Source organism: Streptomyces sp. NPDC058678, assembly GCF_042714835.1.
In the GTDB taxonomy this organism is placed as follows: domain Bacteria; phylum Actinomycetota; class Actinomycetes; order Streptomycetales; family Streptomycetaceae; genus Streptomyces.
The window spans coordinates 23,161-39,499 of sequence record NZ_JBHXSG010000004.1; the positions used below are offsets into that span (position 1 = coordinate 23,161).

Genomic DNA, 16,339 nt, shown 5'->3' on the forward strand with positions numbered 1-16,339 from the left:
GTGCGGAACGCATGCGTAAAGACATGTTCGGGGAATTTCGAGCGCGGACCGTCCGGTGGCTCCACGGAACGGTCACAGGGGCTGCGCAGGTGCCCCATAAGCGTTGTAATGGCGGACGTGGTCAGTGAGGGCGCGGCGGGACGCGGAGCGAGAACGCTGCGTGCCGAATCTGCCCTCACCTCGCTCACGGACGAACCGGGCTCACCGCAACGCCTCCGTTACGTCCTCGAACTGGCGCTCGTCTTCGCGGGCGCGACCTTCGCCGCCGTGTACATCCCGGGCGAGGACGGCGACCTGCTGTGCCTGATCGAGTCCGCCGGCGTGCCCAGGACGCTGTACGGGCTGCGCGACACCTACGCCCGCTCCGGCCGCTCCCCGGCGGCCACCGCCGTGCGCGACGGCCGGCCGGTGCTGCTCGGCCCAGAGGAACTCGCCGCCTGCCCCGAGTCCCGGCGCGCGCTCTCGCGGGATTTCCATCTGGCGGCGCTGCCCGCGCACGGTGACGACGGCGGGGCCTGCCTGCTCGCCGTCAGCGAGGACGCGGCCGGTTTCGACACCGACGGCCGCAAGTGCCTCGAACTGATCGCCGGCGCGGTCGTCCGCCCGGCCCCGGTCGAGCGGACCGAGGGCGGCGAACTGGCCGCCGGCGCCTTCAGCCTCGCCATGGACACCGGCCGCGTGGAGGTCGGCGACGAGGTCCTGGAACTGTTCGGCATCGGCGCCGACGCCTTCGACGGCAAGGTCGAGACCCTCCTCGGCCTCACCGTGCCGGAGGACCTCCCCTCGCTGATGTCCGTGGTGGAGGCCGACCACATGTCCATCGGCGACCGCGAGCTGGAGTTCCGCGTCCTGCAGCCCACCGGACCGCCCAAATGGCTCAGGCTGCGCGGTCGCCTCGTGCCCGGCGGCGACGGCCGCCCGGTACGGCTCGTGGGCACCGTCGGCGACGCCTCCAAACTGCGCTCCGACGTCACCGACGTGGCCCGCGTCCAGCGCCTGGCCGCCGCCCTCGCCATGGCGGGCACGGTCCGCGACGTCAGTCAGGCCGTCGTCGCCGCGCTGCGCGCACCCCTGCGGGCCGACCGGATCGCCCTCGCCGAACTGGAGGGCGACCGGCTCGTCGTCACCGTCCTCGACCCGCCCGAACCAGAGGCCTGGCCCGAGCTGTGGCGCCTGGAATGGCGCTCCGAGTGGCCCGACGCGCCCGTGCGCGCCATGCCCACCCTCGCCGCCGCCCTGCGCGAGGGCCGCGCGCAGATCTGGCCCGCCGGCACCGCCCTGGAACCCGCCCTCGCCGAGGTCGGCCCCGGCGGCCTCGCCGTACTGCCGCTGCCCGGAGCGGGCCGGATGGCGGGCGCCTGTCTCATCGGCTGGGACAGCCCACACGACTTCGGCACCGACGAACGCGCCCTGCTCACCGCGTCCGCGGGCCTCGCCGGGCAGGCCCTGCTGCGCGCCCACGCCTTCGACGCCGAGCACGAACTCGTCGGCATGCTCCAGCGCCAGCTGCTGCCGCGCCGCCTGCCCAAGCTGCCCGGCGCGGTGGCCGTCGCCCGCTACCTGCCGAGCACGGCGGGTCTTGAGCTCGGCGGCGACTGGTACGACGTGATCCCCCTGCCGGACAACCACGTCGCCCTCGTCATCGGCGACGTCCAGGGGCACAGCGCGGGCGCCGCCACCCTCATGGGCCAGATGCGCACCGCCCTGCGCGCCTACGCCGTCGAGGGCCACCCCCCGGACGTGGTCGTCTCGCACGCCAACCGCCTCCTGATGGACCTGGAGACCGACCTCTTCGCCACCTGCGCCTACGTCGACGTCGACCTGGAGGAGGGCTCCGCCTGGTACGTGCGCGCCGGACACCTCCCGCCGGTGCTGCGTCACCCGGACGGCAGCACCGAGATCCCCGAGGCGGACGGCGGCCCACCGCTCGGCGTGGTGAGGCAGGCCGACTTCCCGATGAGCCCGCTCAGGCTGCAGCCCGGCACGGTCCTGGCCCTGACCACGGACGGTCTGGTCGAGTCCCACGAGGCCGACATCGACGCGGGCATGGACCGGTTCGCCCACGGGCTGGCCGTCTCCGACCCCGCCCACCTCGGCCTCGTCGCCGACGCACTGCTCGGCAACGCCCGCCGCAGCGACGACGTCGCCCTGCTCCTGCTGCGCTACGACGGCATGGCCTCCCGCCCGCGGCGCGAGGGCTGGACGGTGTGGCGCGTCCCCCAGGCCGTCGGACAGGCCCGCCGCTTCACCCGCCGCACCCTGCGTGCCTGGGGCGTCCCGGCGGACGCCATGGACGCCGTCCTGCTCGTCGTCTCCGAGCTCGTCACCAACGCCCTGGTCCACACCGACGGCCGGGTCCGTCTCGATCTCACCCTCGTCAACCACCGGATGCGCGTCGCCGTCGCCGACTCCTCCCCGCGCACCCCCGTCAAGCCCACCAGCATCGGCTGGGAGGCCACCGGCGGCCGCGGCATCCTCCTCGTCGAGGCCATGTCGGCGACCTGGGGGACCGTGCCGGTCAGCGGTGGCAAGCAGGTCTGGAGCGAGATCCCCCTGGAGGGGTACGACGTTCCGGCCACGGGGGTACCCGGGGCGCACAACCCCGAGCAGAGAGGCATGCCATGACCCAGCACGTCAGCGACATCATGACCAGCGCGCCGGTCACCGTGGAACCGCAGACCTCTGTGACGGCGGTGGCCCGGATCATGCGCGACCAGGACCTCGGAGCCGTCATCGTCACGGACGGGGACGAACTGCGCGGCCTGGTCACCGACCGGGACCTCGTGGTGCGCTCGCTCGCCGAGGGCGGCGACCCCGAGCAGACCACCGTGGTCGACGCCTGCAGCGGCGACCTGGTCACCCTGACCCCCGAGGACGACGTGGACCGCGCCGTCGAGCTCATGCGCGAGCACGCCGTACGCCGGCTCCCGGTCGTCGAGGGCGGCCGCCCCGTCGGCATCGTCGCCCTCGCCGATCTGGCGTTGGAACGCGACCCCGATTCGGCCCTGGGCGACATCAGCGCGGCCCGGCCCAACACCTGAGGACGACAGCCCGCACGGAAGTGCGAAGCCGGCGCCCGGGAAGGGGGGCGCCGGTTTCACCGGACCGTCTCGGGGGACCCGGTGGCACAGCTCGGAAGGACGGAGCGCCCGGCCGCGGAGCGGTCCGGGGAAGGATCGGACGTAGAAGGAAGATGAAGCGCTGTGACCGCGCAGATCAGTGAGAAACCCGTTGCCCGCAGGCCCGAGACGGGCTGGTCGAGGGCCCGCCGCCTGCGCGGGGGACGCGCCCTGCGGACCTGTTTGCCCGCCGTGGCGGACGAGAGCACACAGCGCACAGCGCAGCCGGAGCGCGAGGGGAACATCTTCCGGGGCGAGGACTGAGCCGCCGGTGCGCAGGCCGTAACGCCGAGGCCATGCGCTCGCCATGGTCCGTTCTGCCGGGCTATGGTGACGCAGATGAAGGCTCTCGTGTCGTCCGGCGGCGCCGGTACACGGTTGAGGCCGATCACGCACCCGTCGGCCGAACAGCTGGTGCCAGTTGCCAACAAAGCAGTGCTGTTCCATGGCCTGGAATCGATCGCCGCGGCCGGCGTCACCGACGTCGGAATGATCGTCGGCGACACCGCCGCCGAGATCCGGGAAGTGCTCGGTGACGGCTCGAAGTTCGGCCTGAAGATCACCTGCATCCGCCAGGAACACCCCTTCGGACTCGCCCACGCCGTGCTGATCGCACGGGACTGTCCGGGTGACGACGACTTCGTGACGTACCTGGACGACAAGTTCGTCGTCGGCGGCATCACCGACCTCATCGACGAGTTCCGCGCGCACCGGCGGATGCGCGCCATCGCGCCGCCCTGGCGTGGCGAGTTGGAGATCACCCACGCCATCCAGCACCGTGTCGAGGTGACTCCGGCACCCAGCGCGCCCAGCGCCCACCGCCTCGGCAACCACAGCAAGGTGCAGATCCACGCATGAAGCTCCTCGTCACCGGTGCCGCCGGGTACCTCGAACTCGCCCGTCCCGGGCTGGAGTTCGCGCAGGGCGGCATCCGCGACGCCCCACTCGTCGACGAACTGATGGCCGACGCCGACCATGTCGTGCACGTCGCCTCGGAGTCGCACACCGATCGCTCGATCGCAAGTGCGAACGACTTCGACCCCGCCGACGTGGTGGGCACCCAGACCCTCCTGGACTCGGCCCTGTGCCAGGGCGTGGAGACCTTCGTGCACCTCTCCACCGACGACAGCGAGCCGACCGGCCTGCTGCCGGAGGCCCGCGGCGCCGACGGGGACCACGTCGACCACCTCACCGACCGCACGGGCGGGCGGCCGGTCACCAAGGCGTGCGGTGCCCCCGGCCGCAACTCCGTCCGTACGACGACCGCGTTCCCATCCCGCCGCGAAGCGGGCGGTTCCCCGCCCGCCCCCAGCTCCGGCGAGGCCACCCGGTACGACCCGGCCCGCGAGGCGTTCCGCCTCCTCGGCGCCGGCCCCGACCGGGTGCGCCCCGTCGGCGGCGAGGCCTTTCCCCGGCCCGCACCCCGCCCCACCCTGAATGAAGCCCTTCCACGGATCCGCAAGGAGTCCCCTGCGTGAAACGCCATGAGTTCCTGCGGGAGCTGCACAAGGTCAGCGCCAACCGCAACTACCTCGAGATCGGGGTCAACGACGGACGCAGTCTTGCCCTCTCCCGCGTCCCCAGCATCGCCATCGACCCCGCCTTCAAGGTGGTCACAGAAATCCGGTGCGACGTCCACCTGGTGAAGGCCACCAGCGACGACTTCTTCGCCCGGGACAACCCGCTGGGCCACCTCAAGGGCGGCCGTCACCCGATGCGCAACCTGCGCCGGGGCCGCAGCCCGATCGGCTACTGGCGGCGCACCACCCTCGACCTGTCGTTCATCGACGGCATGCACCTGTTCGAGTTCGCCCTGCGCGACTTCATGAACGTGGAGAAGCACTCCGACTGGTCGAGCGTGATCGTTCTCGACGACATGCTGCCCCGCAACATCGACGAGGCCGCCCGCGACCGGCACACCGGTGCCTGGACCGGGGACGTCTACAAGGTCGCCGAGATCCTCGGCCGCTACCGCCCCGACCTGGTCACCGTCTTCGTCGACACCCAGCCCACCGGTCAGCTCGTCGTGTTCGGCGCCGACCCGGACAACAGGGTCCTGGACGACAAGTACGACGAGATCATGGCCGAGTTCGACGTGCCGGACCCGCAGAAGGTGCCCGAGGCGATCCTGGAACGGGTCCGGGCGGTGCCGCCGAAGGCCCTGGTGGAAGCCCCCTTCTGGGTCCCGCTCGCCAAGGCCCGCAACCTCGGCGTCAGCCGCTCCCGCGGCTGGGAGCCGCTGCGCACGGCCCTGGAGAAGGTCACCGGCAGCCGCTGATACCGAGCCGCTCAGGCCCTCGTAGAAGGCGGAGCGGGTGGGGCAGCACCCCCACGGTTGCCCCCCCCCGCCCCCCCCCCCGCCCCCCCGGACCGGCCCACCCCCCCCCCCCCCCAAAACCCCAGGGAAACAGGCCGGGCGCCCCCCCACGGGTGGGGGTCCGCCCCCACTACAGTGGTCCCGGACCCGCTCCGCCTCCGCGAGCGCCGGTGCCGGGCACGACGCCCCGCTCCGGAAAGCCCCGTGATTCAGCTCCGGGGCGCCCTCAGCCGGGCGATCGCCCTTCTCACGCCCGCCAGGCCCTGACCCGGGCGGCGGCCTTCCTCCGGATCCTTCCGAGCAGAGGCCGCGCCCTGCGCACCAGCCGCTCCACGAGACCGGGCCCGGGCGGACGCACCACCTGTACTCCGCCCGCCCCGACCCGCAGAGCCGGTGACAGCGAGAGGAAACGGGGCACGCCGGCGGCCGGGGCCGCGCACAGCGCGACCCGCCAGGTCCTGCCCTTGAGGTCGCCGACCGGCAGCGCGGCCTCCAACAGCGCGCCGGAGCCGTCCGGGGACGGCGACAGCGTGCCGGGGATGTCGCGGGACGCCGAGCCCGTGAGCCGCAGCAGCACGTCGGCGTCGCCGGGCACGTACAGCGGCAGCGGCGCGTGCAGCCGGTCGTCGGTGACGGTGACGTCTCCGGCGGCCACACTGCCGAGGCCCAGCCGCTTGTCCGCGCTGTCGACGGCCAGGGCGAGGTTGGCGTGCGGGTCGGTCCAGTACGGCAGCACGACCCGGCCGGCCACCACACCGCCGGAGGCCGCCGTCCGGTCCCTGCGGGGAACCGGACGGACCGGACCCAGACGACAGTCCTTGGTCCAGCCGCCCATCTTGACCCGGACGAAGAAGTCCCACAGCCCGGCGTTCACCGGAGCGCCGTCGGCCCCGGTGGCGGGGTCGACGACGGCCGTGACGCGCAGCACCAGCCGGACCCGCTCGCCCTCCTCCACCGGGATGATCTCCCGGGTGACCTCGCCCGGCTGGAAGTACTGTGCGGAGGTGGCGCGGTCGCGCAGCAGCAGGTCCGCCGTGGCCGTCCCGAACCGGGCGACGCTGTCGGCGGCCACCCGGGCGACCGCCTCGGCGACGTCCTGCGGCGGGCCCGACGGCGGGGTACCGGCCGGGTCGGCCGGGAACGTCATCGGTTCACCGCCGACCGTGTACTCGACGGCGAAGTCGACGCGCAGCGTCCCGTCCTCCCACCGCACGCCCCCGGGCTCCGCCTTGAGGGCGACGGAGGCCTCCCACTCGGCGAACGCCACCACGTCGTCGTAGCGGTCGGCGGCGATCAGCGCGGCGACGATCCGCTGCGTCGTCTGGAGCCCCGCCGCGACACCGGGCCCGAAGCGCTCGACGACGACGCCGTGGATCTCGTCGAACATCTCCCTGCGGTAGTCCGCGGGCAGCTTGAGCAGCCGTCGGCCGCGCATGCGCTCGACCATCTCGTTGCGCAGCCAGCGCCGCAGGAGCCGGTCACGCAGCGGTCCCGGCTCGGTGTACTGCTCGACGACGTCGAGGGCCTCGCGGAGGTTCTTGAAGTACCCGCCCGGATCGAAGCGCTGGAAGCCGGCGTTGGACGCGTCGTCCCGCCTGACGTGGTAGTAGCAGACGTAGTCGCTGAGCACGGAGACGTTCTCCGCGCGCAAATACGCCTCGGTGACGAAGACGTGGTCCTCGAGCCGCCGTCTGCCCTCCGGGAAGCGCAGCCCGATGTCGTCGAGGAACTTGCGGCGGAACATCTTGTGCGGGGTGAGGCTGTCGATCAGCGGGGCGTTCGCCACGCTCGCGCGCGGGTGATTGCGGCGGAACAGCTCCACCGGCACCGGCCGGCCCTTGCCGGCCATCTTGCCGACGACGACGTCGGCGCCGTTCGCCACCCCGTAGTCGTACATCCGCTCGAGGGCTTCGTCGCCGAGGTAGTCGTCGTTGTCGACGAACATGACGTACTCGCCCTCAGCTGCGGCGATCCCCACGTTGCGGGGTTTTCCCGACCAACCTGAATTCTCCTGGTGGACGACCGCGACCCGGGGGTTCGCCGAGGCGACCTCGTCGAGTCGGGCGGGCGTGCCGTCGGTGGAACCGTCGTCGACGAAGATCACTTCGTATTCGTCAGGAGGCAGTGACTGCCTCAGCAACGAAGCGATGCAGTCCTCGATGTAGGTCCCCGGGTTGTAGACGGGAACGATGACGCTGACCTTCACCGGCATCGGGCTCCGGGCCCCCTCAGTTCGCTTGCCGTGATGATGTCGCTGGTACGCGTTGGCAGATGCTAACGCCACGGAGCCCTTTGTCCATCGTCGGCCCACCGGCGGGCAAGCGTGGCGTGTCCCGCCGGAACGGGCCTCGGCGGGCCTGCGGAAGTGGTCGTCCTCGCGCGGGTAACCTGGCGCGGTGCGCCTCCTGTTGATGTCCGACACCCATCTGCCGCGACGCGCCAAGGAGCTCCCCGCGCCGCTGCTGGCCGAACTCCCGCGCGCCGACGTCGTGTTCCACGCCGGGGACTGGGTCGACGCCGCCACCCTCGACCTGCTGGAGGCCCGCAGCGAAAGGCTCGTCGCCGTGTACGGCAACAACGACGGGCCGGATCTGCGCGCCCGGCTCCCCGAGGTGGCGTACGCCGAACTCGGCGGCCTGCGTTTCGCCGTCGTCCACGAGACGGGCGCCGCCCAGGGCCGTGAGACACGCTGCGCCGCCCGCTTCCCCGACACCGACGTCCTGGTCTTCGGGCACAGCCACATCCCCTGGGACACCACCGCGCCCACCGGCCTGCGCCTGCTGAACCCGGGCTCGCCGACCGATCGCCGCAGGCAGCCCCACTGCACCTACATGACCGCGACGGTGGCCGACGGCCGCCTCACGGACGTACAACTGCACCGTCTGCCCCCGCGGTAGGAACCGGGCACCCATCGGTTGCGCGGCGCCGGCCTTCCGGAGTGGCTCCGCCCGCCAATTCACTGGACGTCAGGGCCTGGCCCCGATCAACTGGACGGCGTGCTGATCGACACCCCCCTTGTACGCCGTCTGCTCGCCGCCCAGTTCCCGCAGTGGGTGCATCTGCCCGTAGCCCCGGTGGGGCGGTCCGGCATGGACAACGCCACCTTCCGGCTCGGCACCGACCTGTCCGTGAGGCTGCCGCGCTACGCCCACTGGGTGGGCCAGGTGGAGCGCGAACACCGTTGGCTGCCGCACCTCGCCCCGCAGCTGCCGCTGCCCGTCTCCGAGCCGGTCGCCAAAGGCGAACCCGGCGAGGGCTACCCGTACCCGTGGTCGGTGTACCGCTGGCTGGAGGGAGACACGGCGACGACGGAGGGTCTGGCCGACCCCGTCCGGGCGGCTCGTGACCTCGGCGGGTTCATCAAGGCCCTGCGCTCGATCGACGCCACGGGCGGGCCGGGTCCCGAGCAGAGCAACGCGTTCCGCGGGGTGCCAATGGGCGACCCACGGGACTCCGTGGCCGAGGATTCACTCGTACGAGTCAAGATCGAAGCCCTGAAGAAGGCGCGACTGGTCGATACGGACGCCGTGACGGAGGTGTGGGAGGCCGCCCTCGCCGCCCCCGCGTGGGACCGGCCGCCGGTGTGGATCCACGGCGACCTCGACGCGGGGAACCTGTTGACCGTGGACGGCACGCTCAGCGCGGTCATCGACTTCGGGACGCTGGCCGTGGCCGACCCGGCGGTGGACCTGCAGCCCGCCTGGAAGTTCCTGCCCGCCCCGGCGCGGGACGCCTTCCGGGAGGCGGTCGACCTCGACGACGCGACCTGGGCGCGAGGTCGGGGCTGGGCGGTGGCCGGGTCCCTGCCGGTGCCGGACGACCCGTACTTCCAGGCGGACCCCGCCCGGGTGACGGCGGCGCTGGGTCACCTCGACGCGGTCGTCGAGGACCACCGCCGGCACGGTTCCTGACGACCGGAGCGCCCGCCAGGAGTCACCGACGCGGGACGGGGTCTAGGACCCGGACGGATGGATCGCTCCCGCCGTCGCCGTCAGCGGGGCGCCGCTGCCGCCCCAGCGCAGCGCGACGATCTCCGCGGCGACGGACACGGCGACCTCTTCGGGGGTGCGGGCCCCGAGGTCGAGGCCCACGGGGGAGCGCAGCCGGGACAGCTCGCCCGCCGTGAGGCCGGCCTCCGTCAGCCGCCGCAGCCGGTCGTCGTGGGTGCGTCGGCTGCCCATCGCCCCGATGTACGCGGCCGGCCGGCGCAGCGCCTCCTCCAGCAGCGGCACGTCGAACTTCGGGTCGTGCGTGAGGACGCAGATCACCGTGCGGTCGTCGGTGCCGGTGCCCCGGAGGTAGCGGTGCGGCCAGTCCACGACCACCTCGGCGCCCTCCGGGAAGCGCTGGGGGGTGGCGAAGACCGGGCGGGCGTCGCACACGGTGACCCGGTAGCCGAGGAAGTCGCCGATGCGGGCGACCGCGGCCGCGTAGTCGATCGCGCCGAAGACCAGCATGCGCGGCTGGGGCGCGAAGGAGTGCAGGAAGACGCTGACCGCGTCCTCGCGGCGTTCGCCGTGGGGGCCGTAGTGCCGCAGGCCCGTGGTGCCGAGGGCGAGTTCGCCGCGCGCGTCGGCCGCGACCGCCACGTCCAGGCCCGGGGTACCGAGCGTGCCGGCGACCCGGTCCGGCCACACCGCGAGGGTGGCTCCGCGCGGCGCCGGCCCGTCGGTGACGGTGGCCATGGTGACCGGGTGGCCGGCGGCGACCGACTCGGCGACCGCGCCGAAGGACGGATCCGACCCCGGGGTGACGGGCCGGACCAGCAGGGTGATCTCGCCGCCGCAGGTGAGCCCGACCGCGAAGGCGTCCGCGTCGCTGTACCCGAAGGTCTCCAGGCGGACCTCCCCGCTCGCCACCACCTCCTGGGCGAGCTCGAAGACCGCCCCCTCGACGCAGCCGCCGGACACGCTGCCCACGACCTCGTCGGCCGGACCCACGGCCATGGCCGCGCCGGGATCGCGCGGCGTGCTGCGGCTGACCGCCACCACCGTGGCCAGGCCGAACGGCGCACGGGCCGCGTACCAGCCGCTCAGCACCGGGAGAATGTCACGCACGATCCGCTCCTTCCACGCGAGCCACGTCGGCACCTCTCACCCTGTCACCCGGGTGAGCCGGGCGCCGGTCGTGCACCTGCTGGCCGCCACCGGTCGAGCGTTAATCCGTTGCCGCCGAGGCCCTGGACCTGTTGCACTTCAGGTGACCTTGTCACCGCCTCACCGCACGATTCAGGAGCACCCATGCGCGCACCGTTCATGTCCGCCCCGGAAGGAATGACCCCCTCTTCGAAGGACATGACGCTTCGTGCACTTGCTCAACCTCGGCATCCTCGCCCACGTCGACGCAGGTAAGACCAGCCTGACCGAGCGGCTGCTGCACTCGGTCGGGGTGATCGACGAGATCGGCCGCGTCGACGACGGCAACACGCAGACCGACACCCTCGCGCTGGAGCGCCGGCGCGGCATCACCATCAAGTCCGCCGTCGTCTCCTTCGCGATCGACGACGTGACCGTCAACCTCATCGACACTCCCGGCCATCCCGACTTCATCGCCGAGGTGGAACGGGTGCTCGGCGTCCTCGACGGCGCCGTGCTCGTCGTGTCGGCGGTCGAGGGCGTCCAGGCGCAGACCCGCGTCCTGATGCGGACCCTGCAGCGCCTGCGCATCCCCACACTCGTCTTCGTCAACAAGATCGACCGACGGGGCGCCGGGTACGAGGGCGTGCTGCGGGCGATCTCCGAACGGCTCACGCCCGCCGCCGTACCGATGGGCACCGCCGCCGGACTCGGCACCCCTGGCGCCCACTTCGTTCCCGGCCTCGGCCCGGCCGCGCTCGACGTCCTCGCCGACCACGACGACGACCTGCTGTCCGCCTACGTCGAGGGCACCGTCTGCGACGCCCGGCTGCGCGCCGCCCTCGCCGACGGGACCCGGCAGGCCCTGGTCCACCCGGTGTTCTTCGGCTCCGCCGTCACGGGCGCGGGCGTCGGTGAACTGATCGGCGGGATCAAGGAGTTGTTGCCCGCGGCGGGCGGCGACCCCGACGGCCCGCTCTCCGGCACCGTCTTCAAGGTCGAACGGGGCCCGGCGGGGGAGAAGGTGGCGTACGCGCGGATGTTCTCCGGAACCCTGCGCACCCGTGACCGGATCTCCTTCGCCGACGCCCGCGAGGACGGCAGGATCACCGCGATCAGCGTCTTCGACCACGGCACCGACGTCCGCCGGGACACGGTCCCCGCGGGCCGCATCGCCAGGCTCCGAGGCCTCGCCGACATCAGGATCGGCGACTCCCTCGGCGAACCCCGCAAGGCGTACGGCCACTTCTTCGCCCCGCCGACCCTCGAAACCGTCGTCGTTCCCGGCCCGGGCACGGACGGCAGAGCCCTTCACCTCGCGCTCACCCAGCTCGCCGAACAGGACCCGCTGATCGGCCTGCGGCACGACGAGGTACGGCGGGAGACCTCCGTGTCCCTGTACGGCGAGGTGCAGAAGGAGGTCATCCAGGCCACCCTCGCCGACGAGTTCGGACTCGACGTCACCTTCCGGGAGACGACACCCCTGTGCATCGAGCGGCCGGCCGGCACCGGGGCGGCGGTCGAGTTCATCAAGAAGGACGCCAACCCCTTCCTCGCGACCGTCGGCCTGCGCGTCGACCCGGCGTCGCCGGGCACGGGGGTCGGCTTCCGTCTCGAGGTGGAGCTCGGCTCCATGCCGTACGCCTTCTTCAAGGCCGTCGAGGACACCGTGCGCGACACCCTCGGCCAGGGCCTGCACGGCTGGCAGGTGACCGACTGCACGGTCACGATGACCCACCGCGGCTACTGGCCCCGGCAGAGCCATTCCCACCAGGGCTTCGACAAGAGCATGTCCAGCACCGGCGCCGACTTCCGGGGGCTGACCCCACTGGTCCTCGTGGAGGCGCTCAGGCGTGCGGGCACGCGGGTGTACGAGCCGATGCACCGTTTCCGCGTCGAGGCCCCGGCGGACACCCTGGGCGCGCTGCTTCCGGTGCTGGCCGCCGTGCGGGCCGTCCCGCAGACCACCGAGACGCGGAGCGAGACCTGCGTTCTGGAAGGTGTCGTTCCGGCGGACCGGGTAAACGAACTGGAGCAGCGGCTTCCGGGGCTGACCCGGGGTGAGGGGGAGCTGGAGAGCGCCTTCGACCACTACGCGCCCGTCACGCAGGGCACGTTGCCGCGCAGGCCGCGCACGGACAACAACCCGCTGAACCGCAAGGAGTACCTGCTGAACGTGACACGCCGGGTGGGCGGGTGAGGCCCCTGTCTCCGACGCGGTCACCGAAGTAGAAACTTACTCATCAGTCAGATGGTGTTGACGTTGTCAGGAAATCACCGGACTGTAATGGACATGCCGAATATACGCGCGCGTCTGCTCGTTGTTCTGGTGGTCCTCTCCGGATTCCTGACGGCGACGGGCGTGAGACCCGCCACCGCCGAAGCCCTGCCCGACTCCCTCTGGTTCGACGACACCCCCGTCACCGTGCAGGACGGCCGCTTCACCGACGGCCTCGGCCGCGAGGTCGTCCTGCGCGGCTACAACGTCTCCGGCGAGACCAAACTGGCCGAGAACAACGGCCTGCCCTTCGCCTCCGTCGCCGACGCGAAGAAGTCCGCGACCGCGCTGCGCGCCCTCGGCGGCGGCAACACGGTCCGCTTCCTGCTCTCCTGGGCCTACGCCGAACCCGTGCGCGGCCAGGTCGACACGGCCTACCTGGCCGCCGCCACCGACCAGATGCGCGCCTTCCTCGGCGCCGGCATCCGCGTCTACCCCGACTTTCACCAGGACCTCTACTCCCGCCACCTCTTCGACCCCGACAGCTGGTACACGGGCGACGGCGCCCCCAAGTGGGCCGTGGACGCCGGGAACTACCCGGACGAGAGCTGCGGGATCTGCCTGTTCTGGGGCCAGAACATCACCCAGAACGAGGCCGTGAAGCAGGCGTCGTACGACTTCTGGCACAACGCGTACGGCCTCCAGGACGCGTTCCTCACCACTGCCCAGAAGACCATGGCCTACGTCAAACAGCACGTCAGCACCGCCGAGTTCGCGGGTGTCGTCGGCTTCGACCCCTACAACGAGCCGCACGCCGGCGTGTACGACTCCGGGCAGACCAGCCGCGCCTGGGAGCGCGACGTGCTGTGGCCGTTCTACGAGAAGTTCCGCGCCCGCATGGACACGGCCGGCTGGCAGGACAAGCCCGCCTTCGTCGAGCCGAACCTGTTCTGGAACGCCAACATCAGCTTCCAGAAGCAGGAGGGCGGACTCCTCGACTCCGGCACCCTCGGTCCGGACTACGTGTTCAACACCCACTTCTACGACCAGAAGGCCATCTCCGGGATCTTCATGCCGGGCAAGGCCGGGGACGGTCAGTACTCGACCGACTTCGGCACGGTCCGCGACCGGGCCGCGGCCACGGACACGGCCGGCATCATCAGCGAGTTCGGCCACCCCTTGGCAGGCAGCGTCTCCGACAAGGCCCCGACGGTCCTCAAGGCGATGTACCAGGCGCTCGACTCCCGCCTTCCCGGCTCGAGCTGGTGGTCGAACCCGACGGCGTCCGGCCCGGTCCTCTCCGGCTCTCAATGGCAGTGGGACATCTACAACGGACGTCACCGCGAGCTGATGAACGGCAACCCCGACAAGGTGCTCACCACCGGCGACGCCTGGAACGACGAGGACCTGTCGGCCGTACGCCTGAACGACTCGGGGACGGCCGAACTGCGCCAGGACGCCCGGCTCCTCGACCGTCTCTATCCGAGCGCCACCGCCGGTACCACCGTCGCCTTCACCTACGAGGACCGCTCCCGCGACGGCTCCACGACCCTGACCTGGAACCCGGTACCGAGCTCACTCCCGAACGTCTCCCGGCTGGTGGGCTCCGGACAGTACGGGCTGCTGCTGTGGCGTTCCGACGGCACCTCGGCCCCCACCGAACTGCACCTCCCGGCATCCTTCCCCACGTCCACCACCACGGTCGTCTCCGACCTGGGCACCTCCTACGCCCCGCCGGCGTACACCCGGACGACCCCGGTCGCGGCGGCCGCGGAACCGGGCGGCACGGGCAGCCGCCGCCTCCTGCTCACCGCACCCGACAACGGTGTCCTGCACTACGCGCTGGTGACCAACGGGACGACAGCACCCCCGTCGACCCTGCTGAGCGCGGCCCGCTCCGAGCTGTCCGCATGGGCGGCACAGCGTGTCCGCTGACCGCGCCTGACCTCCCCTTGCGTCGGGGTTCAGCCTGACCCCGACGCAAGGGGAGGGCCGAGGTCGCCGAGCGGGCCACCGAGGTCGCCGAGCGGGCCACCGAGGTCGCCGAGCGGGCCATCGAGGTCCGGTAGACCGGCGTGTCCCTGACCCCGCAGGACCGCTTCGAGGTCGCCGGCGAGATCGACTTCGGCCTCAGCTACGCCACCGAGGCCCATCAAGGGGGCCGATTCGGCCGCACCGCCGAACGGCTCGCCGCCACCGTCGCCCTGGTCGTGAAGCGGCAGGCCCAGGCCAACGCCCCGTCCTCGGTCGCCGCACAGCACATGGCGACCGAGGACGGGGCGGGCAAGGCCCTTGACGGCTGACGGGTTGAGGCTCAGGAGGTGGCGCCCGTCCAGCCCGCCGTCACGTGGCCGACGCGTACGCGCTGCGGGTGGTCGCCCACCGGGACGGACACCGTCTTCCGCCCGGTGGCGAAGTCGATGGCCGTGACCTGGTCGGCACCGCTCTCGGAGACGACACAGCTCTTCCCGTCACCGCTGACGGTCGCCCAGTATGGCTTGGCGACGGGCACGAGCGGGCCCTCCTGAAGGGTGGCGCGGTCCACGACGGTCGCGTAGTCGTCCATCGTGCCCGCCACGCACAGCTTCGAGCCGTCCGGCTTCATCGAAATGCCGTGGTGGCGCGAGTCGTTGACGAAGGTGGTGCGGTCGTCACTCGTCGCCGGGTTCTTCGGCAGGGTCTTGGTCCGGGTGATCTTGTCGGTGGCGATGTCGTACTCGAAGAACCCGTTGAAGAACGACACCTGGAAGTACAGCTTGGACTCGTCCGGCGAGAAGACGGCGGGCCGTACCGCGTCGGAGTGGTCCTTGAGGCCGATCGCGTCCAGTCGCTCCCGCATGTCGATGACCTTGACCTGCTGGTACGTGGTCGCGTCGACGACGGTGATGCGCCGGTTGCCCTTCGTCCAGTCCAGCCACGGCGCGTCGGTCGCCGTGGTCACGTCGCCGATGGCCATGTTCCAGATGTACTTGCCGTCCTTGGTGAAGATGTTCTCGTGCGGCTTGTCGCCCGTGCCGAACGAGCCGAGCTGCTTGCCGGTGACGATGTCCAGCACGTGCACGGTGTTCCCGGTCGACGCGGACACCGCGACCCGCTTGCCGTCGGGAGAGACGGCCATGTGGTCCGAACGGTAACCCGACACGGCGAAGCGCCAGTTGATCTTCCCGGTGGCCAGGTCGATGGAGACGACGTCGGCGAAGCTCGGCCGCGAGACCACCACCGACGTGCCGTCCGGCGTGGAGTACATGTCGTCGACGTACTGGTCGTGGCCCTCACCGACGCTGTTGCGGATGGTCATGTAGGCGATCCACCGGATCGGATCGGCGTTGATCTCCGCCATCCGCTGGTCCTTGTCGGGAATCACGTTGATCCGGCCGACCTTCGCGAAGTCCCCGGACGACTTGATGACGTCGGCGGTGCCCTCCCAGTTGTTGCCCACGAACATCACCTCGCGCAGGGCCGCGGCCGAGGAGTCCGAGGCGGCGCCGGCCACGGTCGCGGGGGCGGTGACGGTCAGGACGAGGGCGGCGGCCATGGAGCAAAGGTGCCTGGGTCTGAAAGCAGGCATGAGTGCTCTCTCCTCTGGGGTGGGCGGGTGCCGGGGCGCGGC

At 71.8% G+C, this 16,339-nt stretch carries 13 protein-coding genes and 1 pseudogene; 11 read left to right on the forward strand and 3 right to left on the reverse strand.

Annotated elements, in window-relative coordinates; genetic code table 11:
* Positions 1 to 108: 108 nt before the first annotated feature.
* The 6 genes and pseudogenes from ACFWWR_RS05825 (at position 109) to ACFWWR_RS05850 (ending at position 5,397) form a co-directional block, all read left to right on the forward strand.
* Positions 109 to 2,625: a SpoIIE family protein phosphatase gene (locus ACFWWR_RS05825; RefSeq protein WP_384302138.1), complete on the forward strand. Its 2,517-nt coding sequence runs from the start codon at positions 109 to 111 to the stop codon at positions 2,623 to 2,625.
* Entirely contained in the window at positions 2,622 to 3,041 is a 420-nt protein-coding gene (locus ACFWWR_RS05830; RefSeq protein WP_384302140.1) for a CBS domain-containing protein, read from the forward strand. Before ACFWWR_RS05825 ends, ACFWWR_RS05830 begins: the two co-directional genes overlap by 4 nt.
* A 162-nt stretch (positions 3,042 to 3,203) precedes the next feature.
* On the forward strand, positions 3,204 to 3,383 hold the full coding sequence (locus ACFWWR_RS05835; RefSeq protein ID WP_383862898.1) for a hypothetical protein: 180 nt from the start codon (positions 3,204 to 3,206) through the stop codon (positions 3,381 to 3,383).
* Between the two features lie 75 nt (positions 3,384 to 3,458).
* Positions 3,459 to 3,905: pseudogene (locus ACFWWR_RS05840) on the forward strand (sugar phosphate nucleotidyltransferase); the annotation flags it as partial.
* Positions 3,906 to 3,973: 68 nt separating this feature from the next.
* Positions 3,974 to 4,597: an NAD-dependent epimerase/dehydratase family protein gene (locus ACFWWR_RS05845; protein ID WP_383862896.1), complete on the forward strand. Its 624-nt coding sequence runs from the start codon at positions 3,974 to 3,976 to the stop codon at positions 4,595 to 4,597.
* On the forward strand, positions 4,594 to 5,397 hold the full coding sequence (locus ACFWWR_RS05850) for a class I SAM-dependent methyltransferase (RefSeq protein ID WP_383862893.1): 804 nt from the start codon (positions 4,594 to 4,596) through the stop codon (positions 5,395 to 5,397). Before ACFWWR_RS05845 ends, ACFWWR_RS05850 begins: the two co-directional genes overlap by 4 nt.
* Before the next feature lie 286 nt (positions 5,398 to 5,683).
* On the opposite strand, the gene ACFWWR_RS05855 is transcribed toward ACFWWR_RS05850, so the two are convergent.
* Positions 5,684 to 7,648, reverse strand: a complete 1,965-nt coding sequence (locus ACFWWR_RS05855) for a glycosyltransferase family 2 protein (RefSeq protein WP_384302142.1) — start codon at positions 7,646 to 7,648, stop codon at positions 5,684 to 5,686.
* Between the two features lie 184 nt (positions 7,649 to 7,832).
* Here ACFWWR_RS05855 and ACFWWR_RS05860 point away from each other — a divergent pair, with 184 nt between their 5' ends.
* Entirely contained in the window at positions 7,833 to 8,333 is a 501-nt protein-coding gene (locus ACFWWR_RS05860) for a metallophosphoesterase family protein (protein WP_384302144.1), read from the forward strand.
* A 99-nt stretch (positions 8,334 to 8,432) separates the two neighbouring features.
* On the forward strand, positions 8,433 to 9,347 hold the full coding sequence (locus tag ACFWWR_RS05865; RefSeq protein ID WP_384302146.1) for an aminoglycoside phosphotransferase family protein: 915 nt from the start codon (positions 8,433 to 8,435) through the stop codon (positions 9,345 to 9,347).
* Between the two features lie 42 nt (positions 9,348 to 9,389).
* On the opposite strand, the gene ACFWWR_RS05870 is transcribed toward ACFWWR_RS05865, so the two are convergent.
* Entirely contained in the window at positions 9,390 to 10,493 is a 1,104-nt protein-coding gene (locus ACFWWR_RS05870; RefSeq protein WP_383868186.1) for an XdhC family protein, read from the reverse strand.
* A gap of 247 nt (positions 10,494 to 10,740) precedes the next feature.
* Here ACFWWR_RS05870 and ACFWWR_RS05875 point away from each other — a divergent pair, with 247 nt between their 5' ends.
* The 3 genes from ACFWWR_RS05875 (at position 10,741) to ACFWWR_RS05885 (ending at position 15,032) form a co-directional block, all read left to right on the forward strand.
* Positions 10,741 to 12,711 carry a GTP-binding protein gene (locus ACFWWR_RS05875; protein WP_384302148.1) on the forward strand — a complete coding sequence of 657 codons (1,971 nt, stop codon included), beginning with the start codon at positions 10,741 to 10,743 and terminating at the stop codon, positions 12,709 to 12,711.
* Between the two features lie 87 nt (positions 12,712 to 12,798).
* On the forward strand, positions 12,799 to 14,664 hold the full coding sequence (locus ACFWWR_RS05880) for a cellulase family glycosylhydrolase (RefSeq protein ID WP_384302150.1): 1,866 nt from the start codon (positions 12,799 to 12,801) through the stop codon (positions 14,662 to 14,664).
* A 140-nt stretch (positions 14,665 to 14,804) separates the two neighbouring features.
* Positions 14,805 to 15,032 carry a hypothetical protein gene (locus tag ACFWWR_RS05885; protein WP_384302152.1) on the forward strand — a complete coding sequence of 76 codons (228 nt, stop codon included), beginning with the start codon at positions 14,805 to 14,807 and terminating at the stop codon, positions 15,030 to 15,032.
* Positions 15,033 to 15,043: 11 nt separating this feature from the next.
* Here the strand turns inward: ACFWWR_RS05885 and ACFWWR_RS05890 are convergent, their stop codons facing one another.
* On the reverse strand, positions 15,044 to 16,297 hold the full coding sequence (locus ACFWWR_RS05890) for a YncE family protein (protein WP_384302154.1): 1,254 nt from the start codon (positions 16,295 to 16,297) through the stop codon (positions 15,044 to 15,046).
* Between the last annotated feature and the right edge of the window lie 42 nt (positions 16,298 to 16,339).

Excerpts from the sequence above, each read along its gene's own strand:
- ACFWWR_RS05825 (WP_384302138.1), top strand. The coding sequence starts at position 109 with ATGGCGGACGTGGTCAGTGAGGGCGCGGCGGGACGCGGAGCGAGAACG.
- ACFWWR_RS05830 (WP_384302140.1), top strand. The coding sequence starts at position 2,622 with ATGACCCAGCACGTCAGCGACATCATGACCAGCGCGCCGGTCACCGTG.
- ACFWWR_RS05845 (WP_383862896.1), top strand. The coding sequence starts at position 3,974 with ATGAAGCTCCTCGTCACCGGTGCCGCCGGGTACCTCGAACTCGCCCGT.
- ACFWWR_RS05855 (WP_384302142.1), bottom strand. The coding sequence starts at position 7,648 with ATGCCGGTGAAGGTCAGCGTCATCGTTCCCGTCTACAACCCGGGGACC.
- ACFWWR_RS05880 (WP_384302150.1), top strand. The coding sequence starts at position 12,799 with ATGGACATGCCGAATATACGCGCGCGTCTGCTCGTTGTTCTGGTGGTC.
- ACFWWR_RS05890 (WP_384302154.1), bottom strand. The coding sequence starts at position 16,297 with ATGCCTGCTTTCAGACCCAGGCACCTTTGCTCCATGGCCGCCGCCCTC.